This window comes from Pseudarthrobacter sp. S6, from assembly GCF_050156575.1.
GTDB lineage: Bacteria > Actinomycetota > Actinomycetes > Actinomycetales > Micrococcaceae > Arthrobacter.
This window is the reverse complement of record NZ_CP189581.1, coordinates 1204582-1217001: the sequence shown is the minus strand read 5'-3', so window position 1 is coordinate 1217001 and position 12420 is coordinate 1204582. Positions and strand designations below refer to the sequence as shown.

General features: G+C 61.8%; 11 protein-coding genes and 1 pseudogene. 10 read left to right on the top strand and 2 right to left on the bottom strand.

Features of this window, described 5'->3' with window-relative positions; all coding sequences use genetic code 11:
- Positions 1-69 precede the first annotated feature (69 nt).
- The 8 genes and pseudogenes from ACQCS0_RS05960 (at position 70) to ACQCS0_RS05925 (ending at position 7270) form a co-directional block, all read left to right on the top strand.
- Positions 70-522, top strand: a complete 453-nt coding sequence (locus tag ACQCS0_RS05960; protein WP_354154018.1) for a hypothetical protein — start codon at positions 70-72, stop codon at positions 520-522.
- A 136-nt stretch (positions 523-658) separates the two neighbouring features.
- Entirely contained in the window at positions 659-1267 is a 609-nt protein-coding gene (locus ACQCS0_RS05955) for a DUF305 domain-containing protein (RefSeq protein WP_354154019.1), read from the top strand.
- Positions 1268-1349: 82 nt separating this feature from the next.
- Positions 1350-2267 (top strand): F510_1955 family glycosylhydrolase, encoded by a 918-nt coding sequence (locus tag ACQCS0_RS05950; protein ID WP_354154020.1) that lies wholly within the window; start codon positions 1350-1352, stop codon positions 2265-2267.
- Positions 2268-2313: 46 nt separating this feature from the next.
- The gene (locus ACQCS0_RS05945; protein ID WP_354154021.1) at positions 2314-3912 is read left to right on the top strand and encodes a multicopper oxidase family protein; all 1599 of its coding nucleotides are present in this window, start codon (positions 2314-2316) and stop codon (positions 3910-3912) included.
- A gap of 12 nt (positions 3913-3924) precedes the next feature.
- Positions 3925-4866: a prolipoprotein diacylglyceryl transferase gene (gene lgt, locus ACQCS0_RS05940; RefSeq protein WP_354154022.1), complete on the top strand. Its 942-nt coding sequence runs from the start codon at positions 3925-3927 to the stop codon at positions 4864-4866.
- Positions 4859-5494, top strand: coding sequence for a DUF3105 domain-containing protein (locus tag ACQCS0_RS05935; protein WP_354154023.1), 636 nt, complete (start codon positions 4859-4861; stop codon positions 5492-5494). The genes lgt and ACQCS0_RS05935 overlap by 8 nt, the downstream gene beginning before the upstream one ends.
- Before the next feature lie 32 nt (positions 5495-5526).
- Positions 5527-5862: pseudogene (locus tag ACQCS0_RS05930) on the top strand (DeoR/GlpR family DNA-binding transcription regulator); the annotation flags it as partial.
- Between the two features lie 1039 nt (positions 5863-6901).
- The gene (locus ACQCS0_RS05925) at positions 6902-7270 is read left to right on the top strand and encodes a Gfo/Idh/MocA family protein (protein ID WP_426940105.1); all 369 of its coding nucleotides are present in this window, start codon (positions 6902-6904) and stop codon (positions 7268-7270) included.
- Positions 7271-7607: 337 nt separating this feature from the next.
- Here the strand turns inward: ACQCS0_RS05925 and ACQCS0_RS05920 are convergent, their stop codons facing one another.
- Positions 7608-9008, bottom strand: a complete 1401-nt coding sequence (locus ACQCS0_RS05920) for an NAD(P)/FAD-dependent oxidoreductase (RefSeq protein ID WP_354154025.1) — start codon at positions 9006-9008, stop codon at positions 7608-7610.
- Between the two features lie 101 nt (positions 9009-9109).
- On the bottom strand, positions 9110-9490 hold the full coding sequence (locus ACQCS0_RS05915; protein WP_354154026.1) for a cupin domain-containing protein: 381 nt from the start codon (positions 9488-9490) through the stop codon (positions 9110-9112).
- 484 nt (positions 9491-9974) lie between these two features.
- Between ACQCS0_RS05915 and ACQCS0_RS05910 the strand changes: the two genes are divergently transcribed.
- Positions 9975-10382, top strand: coding sequence for a cupin domain-containing protein (locus tag ACQCS0_RS05910; protein ID WP_426939328.1), 408 nt, complete (start codon positions 9975-9977; stop codon positions 10380-10382).
- Positions 10383-10811: 429 nt separating this feature from the next.
- Entirely contained in the window at positions 10812-12308 is a 1497-nt protein-coding gene (locus ACQCS0_RS05905) for an APC family permease (RefSeq protein ID WP_354154027.1), read from the top strand.
- Positions 12309-12420 lie beyond the last annotated feature (112 nt).

Genomic DNA, 12420 nt, shown 5'->3' with positions numbered 1-12420 from the left:
ACATGGGGTTGCGGAACCACCCCACGAGTACCCTTATTGAGTTGATCCCGCGCGAAAGGAGGAACTTGCATGCTAACAACACTGCTACGCCGTTTCCCGGCCCTCCTCCGCCGTGCGGGCCTCCTGGCTGGGCTATTGGCCCTCATCTCCGGGATCTTCGGGATGCACTTCGTGCCTGGCACGCATTCCATGGCCGCTGCCGGAGCCATACACGCCGCCGACACCTATTCCGTAGCGCGTGCACCTGATGCCCACACCGGCCACCACGTCGCCGATACAACGTCGGCTCCAACACCGCCGGACCCTGCCGCTTCATGCACCGGATCCGGCGGGTGCGCCGAGATGGCGGGCATGGATGCCGGCTGCGTCCCGTCACCGGGAACCGGATCGCTGTTAGCCCCGCTGCCCGGCAGCACACCCTTTGGGAATGTATCCGGCGCCGGACAACCGTCCGGCCACGCTGACTATTCATTCCTGCCCACGACTCCTTCGCCGGGCGACCTCTGCATCAGCCGAACGTAAAGGTGTGTGCCGCGCCACCGTTAACTGGCGCGCAGCCCTTTATAACTCGCCCTCTTTGCCAGGGCTCGAGTCGCTGGACGGTGACCGTTCCCGCCCAGCGTTGTTTCCGCAATCACCTTGAAGGATCAAGATTCCCATGACGAAAACCCTGACAATTTCCGCCACCGTCCTCGCAGCCACTTTGGCCCTTGCCGGCTGCTCGGCCGGGACCGGAACTGCCGGCAGCAGCATGCCCGGCATGGACCACGGCAGTTCCAGCATGCCGGCGACCGCCGCCCCGCTCGACACCGTGACTCCGAACGCGGCCGACATCATGTTCGTTCAGGGCATGGTCCCGCACCACAGCCAGGCTGTGGAGATGAGCGACATCATCCTCCAGAAGCCTGACATTGATCCGCAGGTCACGGCCCTTGCCACCAAAATCAAGGCCGCCCAGGCCCCGGAGATCAGCACCATGACCGGGTGGCTGAAGTCATGGAATGAGCCCGAACAGATGGCCGCCGGTCACAGCATGTCCGGGATGGTGGACGGGGAAGACACGGCCAAGCTCCAGGCCGCGCAGGGCGCGGACGCGGCCAGGTTGTTCCTGACCCAGATGATCGCGCACCACCAGGGGGCCGTGATGATGGCCCGGACTGAGGGGGCCGACGGCCAGAATGCCGACGCGCTGGCGCTGGGCAAGGAGATCATCGCGGCCCAGCAGGCAGAAATCGAGGAAATGCAGATTCTGCTCGGCTCCCTCTAGCCAGCGCTGTAGACGCGCCGGTCCCCGCAGCGGACCGGCGCATGTATTCCCTGACTTTTCCCGTCTTCGTTTGGAGCCCCCTATGTCTTTTACCTCCCGCCAGCGCCCGCCCGTCTCCGCCAGGACAGCAGCGGCAGCCGCGGCAGCCGCGGCAGCAGCCCTGATTGTTGCTCTTTCCGCCTGCACCCCGGCAGCCACCGATTCGCCCTCCGGAGGTGGATCAGCAACAGCCCCAGCAGCCGGCGCGGCGCCCGGACTGCCGAGCGCCCACGTCCATGGGCTGAGCGTCAACGGCGAAACCGGTCAGGTGCTCCTGGCCACCCACGAGGGCCTGTTCGACATGTCCCGGAACCCTGCCGTCAAGATCGGACCAACCAATGACTACATGGGATTCACCGCGGCCGGTGACCCGGACGTGTTCTACGCTTCGGGGCACCCTGGCGCAGGCTCGGACCTGCCCAATCCGCTCGGCCTGATCAAGAGCACTGACGGCGGCAGGACCTGGCAGCAACTCTCACGGCAGAAGCAATCCGACTTCCACGCCCTGGCCGCCACAAAATCCGGCATCGTGGCCTTCGACGGGACACTTCGGACCAGTGTCGACGGCGAAACGTGGCAGACGGCCGCCGTCGACTTCGTGCCCGCTGTGTTGGCCGCTCATCCCGCCGGCGACGCCGTCCTCGCCACCACCCAGAAGGGCGTGCAGCGCTCGACCGATGGCGGAACCACCTGGACGCTGAACGAGGCGGCACCTGTGATTCAGTTCGCCTCGTTTGCGAGCGCCGGCAAGGCCGTCGGCGTCGCACCGGACGGGACCGTGTACTACTCCCCCGACGCCGGCGTGTCCTGGGAACAGACGGGCGCCGTCAGCGGCGAGGTTCAGGCCATTACCGCAACGGAAGGCACGGACGGAAAGCCGTGGATCTGGGCCGCCACCTCAAAGGGTGTGATCGTGTCGAAGGACGGCGGGGCGTCATTCCGGCCCTCAGACGCGGACTGATCCGGTGCGCACCGGCGTCTCCAGAACCCCCTACGAAGGACTTCACATGAGCATTCGCACCGATTACCACCTGGACCGGCGCCGTTTTATGGGCCTGTCCGCCGCCACGGCCGCCGCCGCGGCCCTCGCAGCCTGCACCAACACCCAGCCCCCGGCAGACCTGCCGGACCGGGTCCTGCCCACTGATGCCGCCGTCGCCGATTACGAGGCCCGACGGGCGTTCAGCGGAACAACCGTGACACAGGATTTGAAAGCGGCATCATTCCAAACCACTGTTGCGGGGAAGCCCGTCACGACCTGGGGCTATAACGGCGGACTCAGCGCCCCCACCATCCGCGCCGTGGCAGGTGACCGGCTCCAGGTCGGCCTGGCCAACGGCCTGAAGGATCCGACCAGCATCCACTGGCACGGCCTGGCGCTGCGGAACGACCAGGACGGCGTCCCACACGTCACCCAGGCCCCGACCGCAGCCGGGGCCGGGTTCGACTATGAATTCCTGCTGCCACACCCCGGCACCTACTGGTATCACTCCCACGTCGAGATGCAGCGCGAACGGGCCCTCTACGGTGCGCTCATTATCGAGGACCCGGCCGAAAAACTCATCTACGACCAGGACTGGGTGATCGTGCTTGACGACTGGCTGGACGGCATCACCGGCACCCCTGACGAAGTCCTGGAAGAACTCTCCGGCGGAATGTCCATGTCTGGCGGGGCTATGTCCGGGACCTCCATGCCCGGCATGGACCACGGCTCCATGGGCTCAACCCCGGAACCCTCCACCAGCGGCGGACAATCCGGCACGGGAACGAGCCACATGCTGATGGGTGCCCGCAGCGACTTCCTCGGCGGCGACGCCGGTGACGTCCGTTTCCCGGTCCACCTCTTCAATTCCAAGGCGCCGGACGAAGCCGACCTCCTTGCCGCCAGGGCCGGGGATGTCATCCGGCTCCGGATCATCAACGCCGCCGGCGATACCGCCTACCGCGTCGGCGTCCCCGGGCGTACGCTCACTCTCACGCACACCGACGGATTCCCGGTGCAGCACCGGGACGTCGACGCCGTCGTGCTCGGCATGGGCGAACGCATCGACGCCCTGCTGACCGTCCCTGAGGGGTTCACTCCGGTACTTGCGCTGCCAGAGGGCAAGACCGGGCAGGCCTTGGGATTCATCAGCACCGGCTCCGGCAAGCAACCGCCCGCTGCGACCCTGCCGTTCACTTTGGACGGCACCGTCGTCGACGGCGGCCAACTCAAGGCGGACCCCAGTGTCAGCTTCGCCCCGAAAACCCCGGACCGGACCCACGAGCTCCGGCTCACCGGCGGCATGATGCAGTACGACTGGGGCATCAACAACGGCCGCTTCGACATGAACGACCCGTTCCGGAATGCCTTCGAGATCAAAGCCGGCGAGCGCGTTGAGGTGAGATTCGTCAACGAAACGGACATGTGGCACCCGATGCACCTGCACGGGCACACCTTCCAGGTTGGGGCGGACGGCGCCCGGAAGGACACCGTCATCGTCCGGCCCAAACAAACGGTTACGGTGATCTTTGACGCCGACAACCCCGGCCAATGGCTCACGCACTGCCACAACGCCTACCATGCCGAACGCGGCATGATTGGCGTCTTCTCCTACATCAAATAACGGAGCCGGACCATGAACATACCTGTCGCGACAGAGCCCTTCTTTCCCTCCCCCACGTTCAGTGCCTTCCAGCTCGGGCCGTTGACCATCCGCTTCTACGCCCTCGCCATCCTGGCCGGCATCGTCGTTGGCGTCTGGCTTACCGCCCGCCGGCTCAGGGCCCGCGGCGGCACCACCTCCCAGACCCTCGACATTGTGACCTGGGCAGTGCCGTTCGGCATCGTCGGCGGCCGGATCTACCACGTCATCACGGACAACCAGCTCTACTTCGGCCCCGGCCGTGACCCCTGGGGTGCATTCCGGATCTGGGAAGGCGGCCTCGGGATCTGGGGCGCCGTTGCCCTCGGACTCGTTGGAGCCCTGATCGGGGCCCGCCGCGCCGGGGTTCCGTTCCCTGCGTTCGTGGACGCGGCGGCACCGGGCCTGCTGATCGCCCAGGGCCTGGGCCGCTGGGGCAACTGGTTCAACAACGAACTCTTCGGCGAACCGACGGATCTGCCCTGGAAACTCCAGATCCATGCCATGGACCCCGTCACCGGGCAAGCGCTGACCGGTGCCGACGGCGGCCCTGAGGTCTTGGGCTATTTTCAGCCGACCTTCCTGTACGAGTCACTCTGGGTCCTGGCCGCGGCGGCGCTGCTGATGTTCCTGGATGGCCGCTACACCCTTGGTTCCGGTTCAGTGTTCGCCCTGTACATCGTGTTTTACACTGCCGGTCGCTTCGCCTTCGAGCTGATGCGCTCGGACCCGGCCAACCTGATCCTGGGCCTGCGCGTGAACACCTGGGTGGCCGGCCTGCTCTTCCTGGCCGGGCTCGTCCTCTTCCAGCGGCTCAGGACCCGACCCCGCTCCGCCGTCCCGCCCGCCCCGAAAGAACCCGCCCCCGGCGGACCCGTCGCACTCCACGACGCCACGGAACCCGCCCCGCCAGTAAAGGAAACTCCGCATGAGTAACGTAGAACAACGACGCGCCGAAAACGAACAGACCGTGGCCGGTATCCGCGCACGGCAGCAGGCGAAACGGCGCCGCCTCAAGATCCTCCTCTTCGGCGGTTTTGGCCTGCTCGTGGCGGGCATCATCACCGCCGTCACCCTGACCATCGTCGGGTCCGTGCAGGAAAAGAACGCCGCAGCCGAGGCCGCCAAGCAACCCATCGAGGGCATCCAGACCTTTACCGGCCTGTCCCGGAACCACGTGGAAGGACCCGTGAATTACCCCCACCCGCCCGGCGTCGGTGGTGACCATGCGGCCACCTGGACCAATTGCGGGATCTACACCGAACCCGTCAACAAAGAGCGCGCCGTCCACTCCTTGGAGCACGGCGCCGTCAGCATCACGTACGGCTCCGGCCTGGCCGCTGCCGACGTTACCGCGCTGACCGCGGTAGCCAAGGACAAGCCCTACGTTCTACTCAGCCCCGGTACGGACTCCGGGACCGAAATCACGGCCACGGCCTGGGGTGCCCAGCTGACCCTGACCGATGCCGCCGATCCGCGCATTGCCACTTTCATGCGCGCCTACGCCCAGTCCCCCAACGCTCCGGAGCCGGGGGCCCTATGCACCGGCGGCGTGAACGGCTGAGGGCTTCTGGCTAGGCCAAGAGCGTTGCCTGGTACCCGGAAGCATCGTTGCGGCAGCGCACCGGCGAGGCGTTTGAGCAGAAACAGGCAATCGCCCGCCGGGCGGCGTCCGTGATCCGGCCCGGGGAGCACATCCTGCTCGACGCCGGCTCCGCCGTGGGTGCCCTGGCCCACGAACTGCGCGGGTTTGATCGGTTGTCCGTAACCACACCGGGCGTCAACACCATGCAGCAACTGCCCGAGTCCGACGGCATCGAGGTGGACTGCCTCGGCGGCCCCCTGCGGACCCTGAGCCAAAGCTTCGCAGGCCCCCTGGCCGAGGCGGCCCTGGAGCGGATGAGCTTTGACCGCGTGTTCCTCGGCGCCGACCCGGCCCAGGTGCAGAAGTTCCGGGTGCAGGGATTGAGGTTTCAGGTGGCCGCCGCCGGCGGCTGAGTCCCCGCCCGCCGCCTCGGGCCGCGTCCGGTTCGAGCACGCGCATGTACCGGACCACCTCCCCGGGGACCCCTGTTGTTGCGGGCCGCAAGGGGGCAAGTCCTGGTGGATGTGACACAGGCTGGGGATGTTCAGTCTTCGAAGCTGCTGGCCGTCACTTCGAATTCACTGTGAGGATCTGAGTTCCTTCAGCTGCGCTGGTCTCTGTCATGATCTTATTCGCCGTCTCCCGGCTCGCGGTCATGGAATCCTCAGAGTCCCACAATGTGATGGACAGGTCTTTGCCTGCACCTTTCCCGTGCAAATATTAGATTCCCCTCGATTTTCCTCCAACTAATCCAGTTGTTTGGCCCCTTCTGTCAGGTGGGCGAGCCTGCTCTTAGGCAAGAAGCGAGATCTTACCCTTGGGATAGCTCCCGGCCGCTCAGATCATTTCCGATTGTGGCGCTACCGGTGGCCCTGATCTGCCATTCAGGCTCCTGGCGTGGAAACGGATTCAGGGAGCAGGCCAAGCTGTCCCATGAGCTCCATCTGGTCAAAGTAGAATGCGTGCTGTTTGATTAGGCCAGCCTCTACGTGCGCTACGTCGCAACTTCTCACCCTGATGCTTTTGCCCGTTGCAGGCAGGCTTTCGCCGGATGGCAAGGGCAGCGGTCCTGTGTTGGTTCCGGTGACACTGCCCGGTAATCTCGCCTTGATCCGGGGTAACGGCGACCGCATCAGCGGCATAACAAGCTGCCTGCGTCTCTTTATCTCTCGCTGTCATGGCCGAGGTTAAGCGATCCATTACCTCGCGTGCCTGTCCCATTTTCCGACCTCCCGTTTCAAGGGCGGCTCACGGAAACAGGGGCACCGGTAACGAGAGACGCGTTGTTGATGGGGCATCTTTGATGAGTTCATTTGACGCCTCGAGAAGCATCGGCGATGCCGTAGGTCGCTTCCCGCACCGAGGAAAAGGCCGACGAAAACCGGGATGAAAGTCTTTGAAGGCTTTATGTACCGTTTCCACCCGCGTTTCGAGAAGCTGCAGGAGTTGCTTGGAGCCAACGCGGTGGGCACGTTGACCTTTGTCCACGTTGCGCACTCCTTTGATGCGGGCGGGGACGACAACATCCGCTGGTATGCAGGGCTCGGCGGCGGCGCACTTTTCGTTGCTGGGTGCTACTGCGTCAACATGAGCCGGATGGTCACGGGGCAGGAGCCGGCTCATGTCGCCGCCTTTGGCAACTATCGCGACGCCAACGACGGCGGTCGGATCGACACCAGCATTGCGGGCATGCTCCGCCTTCCCGGCGGCGGAAACCACTTCGTCCGGATGGGAGAACACTTCGCGGCAGCGTAAGAACATGTTGCCCAGTTGCACTTCGCAGGCGGGATAAATCTTCGCTGCCAGCGGGCTGACGGCGGCATTGCGTGTTGCCCACAGAATGAGTTCGATCTCAGCAAGTAGGCTTGCCTGCTCTTTAGCCAGGCCTCGGCGGCTTTGGCCATGAGCTCGTCTTTATCGCTGAAGCAATAATGAGCCGTAGCCAACGGAGCATTAGCCTCCTTGGCAATGGCCCGCATAGAGCACCCCTTGCACCTGGCGTTGAAGGAATGGATTTTGGTACCGCAGGAGACCGTATCCGGGCTGTCGATGCAACAGCCAGGATACGGTCCGGAGCGCGAATATCCTGTAGCTACCTCGCGGCAAGGATGTCATCTACAGCGGCAGGTGAGCCGGTGTCCACATCCTGCGAAGGCCCTTCCAAATACCGCTTCATGGAGTCATCCATGGCGTTGAGCCAGCGGGTGTGGTGCTTGGTTGCCATGGTGCCGGTGACCACGGAGCGATGGACCATGTCGCGGTACCCCAGGATGTCCGTTTCCTTGTGGTGCATCCAGTCTTTGAACAACTGGGAAACAGCATCCAGATCGAAGGGCGGGTAATCCGTGGCATCGATGAGTTCCCGCAGGTAGTCCGTCTGGAAATCGGCCTCCGCGTCGTGATCAGGCAGCGCGGCCTGGCGCGCGAGCCAGAGCTGGATGTCCGCCTCGCGCTCGGCAATGGACGCTAGGTCAATCGCTCCTGTCATGACGTCGCGGGCAAACCACGCTTGCGCGTCAAACATGTTGAAGGTGTAGTACTGGTCCTGCGCGCCAAGGTAGAACAGGTTGGTGTTTTGCTGCCACACCACGCCTTTGTAAAGGTTGCCCGGGTACAGCACGTTTGGCGACTTCAGCGATAGCTCGCTGGGCAGGAACGGGTACTTGTGCTGGTATCCGGTGCCAAGTACAACGGCGTCAAAGTCATCCTGGGTGCCGTCGCTAAAGTGTGCGGTGCTGCCTTGGAAGTGGGTGACGAGTGGGCGCTCAAACGTGTTCTCCGGCCAGTGATAGCCCATGGGGGCTGTCCGGTAGCTGATGGTGATGGATGCGGCGCCCATTTTGTGGGCCTGCATGCCAATGTCCTCGGCGGAATAGCTGCTGCCGATCATGAGCAGGTTTTTTCCGTAAAAGCGCTCGGCTCCGCGGAAGTCGTGGGCGTGCAGAACCTCGCCCGGAAAGGATTTGATGCCTTTGAACTCGGGGACGGAGGGGACGGAAAAGTGTCCGGTGGCGACCACGAGCTTGTCGAACACGTGGGTTTCGGTGAGGTTGGTTTTGAGGTCTTCAACCGTCAGCGTGAATTCCTGCGTTGCCTCGTTGTAGCTGGTGTGGCGGGCGACGGTGTTGAACTTGACGTACTTGCGGACGTCGGACTTTTCCACCCGGCCCTTGATGTAGTCGAAGAGAACCTCGCGGGGCGGGAAAGAGGAAATGGGGCGGCCAAAGTGCTCGTCAAAGGAGTAGTCCGAGAACTCGAGGCATTCCTTGGGCCCATTGGACCATAGATGGCGGTACATGCTGGAGTGCACCGGCTCGCCGTGAGCGTCCAGGCCGATCCGCCAGCTGTTGTTCCACTGCCCGCCCCAGTCGTCCTGCTTCTCAAAGCAGAGGATCTCGGGGATGGGGGCGCCTTTTTGGCGTGCCGATTCAAACGCCCGCAGTTGGGCCAGGCCGCTGGGGCCGGCACCGATGATTCCGACTCGAAGTGTCATGCTGCTTTCCTCTTCCAAATTTTCAGGGGCCGCTGGTGTGCGGCGTTGTGAGTTGGGTTGCGCATCAAGCCAGCAACGATGTGAACGCGCTGGATGGTCCCCTAGGGTGCGAAGGTGCGGTCGCCGGCGAAGAACCCCAGGCCGTACTCCGGGGTCTCGAACTTGACGGTGGTGCCTTTGGGGAAGAACAGCACATCGCGTTCCCTGGCGTGGGTGACTTCTCCTGTCGTCTGGTCCGTGAGGATGAACTCACCCTTGATGACCACCTTCATCTCGTCATAGGTGTACGTGTACACCAATGGTTCGGAAGCCTCCAGCTCGAAGAAGCCGGCGCACATGACAGAGCCGGCGGGGTTGTGGAGGGCGTCACCGATCGCGGCGTCCGTCCCCGGCTCGTTCATCGAGGGCAGCCCGATGAAGCCGTTTTCTACCTTGTGGATGGATCCGGCCTTGCTGAGTGTTCCTACGAGGGTGGTTTCCATGGTCTCTCCTGTGAATTGGGTGAAGAGTTCTTCAGAACTCTTCATTTAGGGCATAAATAGCCATAGGGGACAGCGCTTTTGGCGCATAAGGGACTGCATTGAAGGTCACCCCTGAAACCGGGTTATGGCTCCGTGAGGAATGGTCGCAAATCCGACATTCTTGATTCTCAACGGACCGGTTGAGCTCCTCCTCGAGCTATTCCGATGTGAAGTGAATCACGTTTCGTCATCCACCGACCTTTACATGAACACCCGTACGAGTCAATCGTTCAGGAAAGATTTCTGCGAGATTCTTTTTGTGAACCGGCGCTCGGATCCTCGACCGAGAATAGTTCCCTCTTCCTGCTCCTGAACTCTTGACTAGAACGATCGTCAATGTCAGAGTATTGAAAGTCCGTGATTCACATCACGTTGATGTAATTGATTTTTGCTTCACCGATATGTTCCGCAAATCAGAGTTCCAACTGAAGAACGGTGAAAGATTATGGCCACAGCCACCCAGCCCCCGGCACTGACGACGGGGGAACCGATCGACTTTTGGTCAGCGATGTCCATGCAGGTCATGAAGGATGAATGGCCGCGATTGCGCTGCAGATTTATAAACGCAGATCCCGTAGGACGTTGGGATGACTTCCGGCTCTCAGAATGGGAAATGGAAGCCTGCGGATGGGAAGACTTTCACCCTCACAGCGAAACGAACTTCGTTGTGGAGGGCGAGCTCTACATCGAGTCTGAGGGCAAGACTGTCGTCCTCAGACCCGGCGACTCGGCGCGGGTAAATCCCGGACAACTTGGCCGATACTGGGCACCCACGTACGCCCGTATGGTTACCGTCTATGGCCCCAACCCCGAGGGCGCGGAGTCGCATTCCTTCCGGTACTACGAAATCTGAGCTTTAGACGCCACCGTGGACGACGCAATCGACTACGAAGCGATATGGCCGTTCAAGCCTTGACATAGATGCCGCAGAGTTCCGCCCAATCACAACGATAAGTGCTTCTGCATTTCTGCAAATCAAACGCCGTTGAACGGCAGGCAGCATCTTATGTCGCCCCTACAGACCCTCGGAATCCCTTTCTGCCTCTGGGTTGGGCGGAAATTTGCGCGCCGTAATTCATTCTCGCTCATGGTAATACATGCAACTGCAGATCGCGGTTGCAGGTCTAGCCGAGCCTAAAAGTTTGAAGATACAAACGCATGGCTTGTCCCATTGCGCACGCATGCATTTTCATCTACACATCGTGAAAGCTGCGCGAATGGCATGAACCCGGTTATTTAACCTAAAAGATCAGACGACGTGAAGCCGTCTAAGGAGACTGTTATGAGTAAAAGTATTTCGGACGGTGTTGGCCATCTGGAAAGATCGATCAACTGGAAACAGGGCTTGGCCATAGCATTGGGGGTCCCCTTGTTGATTCTGCCGTCCCTGGGCTACCTGCCGATGTATATGGCTGCCGCAGCAATCCTGGTTTGGGGGTTGTCGGTCATCCAGGGTTTCATACAGAACGCTGCCTACGCTGAAATGGCTACAACCTTTCCCAAGGCCTCTGGTCTGCCAGGTTTCGCGCAGCATGTTTTTCGCACCGAGAACTTCAAAGGCAAGTACGACAAGGGCAAACTGATCGGCGGCTTCTCCGCATGGAGCTACTGGTTTGCCTGGAACCCGGTCCTGGCGATCTTCGCCATCCTGGTGGGCGGTTACCTGCACGGGCTCTTTCCGGTTCTGGCCGAGACATTTACCGAGTATCAGCTCGCGTTGATCTCCGGTCTGGTGATCTTTACCGGATTGTTCATCGTTAACTGGTTCGGCCTCAAGGACGGCGCCATCCTGGGCTACATCCTGGCGGCGGTTTCCCTGATACCGCTGGTTATCCTCACCGTGGCGCCTTTTGCTACCGGACACGTCGACTTTGCCAATATCACCGGCAACTGGTGGCCGGCTGACTGGGCCTGGGACATGCACCACATCCTCATCCTTTTTGGCATCTTTGCGATTGCACAGTGGAGTGCCTGTGGCTGGGAAACGGCAGCCATCTACGCCCCTGAATACAAAAACCCTTCCAAAGATGTCCCGAAAGCGCTGTTTTCCTGCGGCATCATCTGCTTCCTCTCGTACGTACTGGTGCAGGCTTCAGTAATCGGCGTGCTCGGTGTTGAAGGTGTGATGGCGGAGCCTGTATCGCCCCTGATTCCAGTTGCCCAGGCAGTCTTTGGCGAGTCCGGCTCAATCGTCACCATCATCATGCTGATCGCCGCGATGATCCTGATCATCCAGACGGCTTACCTGGGTTCGTCCCGGGCATTGCACTCCATGACGACGGAAGGAAACCTTCCCAAGGTCTTTGGCAAAACGAATCGCCACGGAACTCCCTTTATTGCCTTGCTCGTCACCGCGGCCTTTAACTTGGTCCTGATCTCCATGGGCTCCCTCTCCGCAATTCTCGCGGCCGCCGCCATTGGCTACACCTGCGCCAACGGCATCAGTCTGTTCGCCTATGTCAGAGCCAAGAAACACCCCGCCTTCGCTAGCCTGGAAAGGCCCTTCAAAGCACCCAAGGGCTGGAAAAACGTCGCCATGATCTTTGGCCTGTTCAACCTGCCCCTGTGTCTGGTCGGTGTGGTCTACCTGAACAGCCAGGAGATTGGCTGGACTTCAACTTGGCTCGGCTTCCTCGTTCTGGCGCTCTACATACCCATTTGGTTCTACTCCCAGCGCGAATCGGGGCGCTGGGACAACGGAGCATCCGCTGCCAACTCGTCGGACAATGATTCGGAAAACAATGCCGAGGACCTGGAACAGGTTCCAACTTCCAGATGATACCGAGGGTGCAGGACGGGCCGCCGTCGTCGTAGCGGATTACGACGACGGTACTCCCGTGGCGTGGGAAGTGGCAGAAGATGCGAACATGCGCACGGTGGTAGCCCGCGGC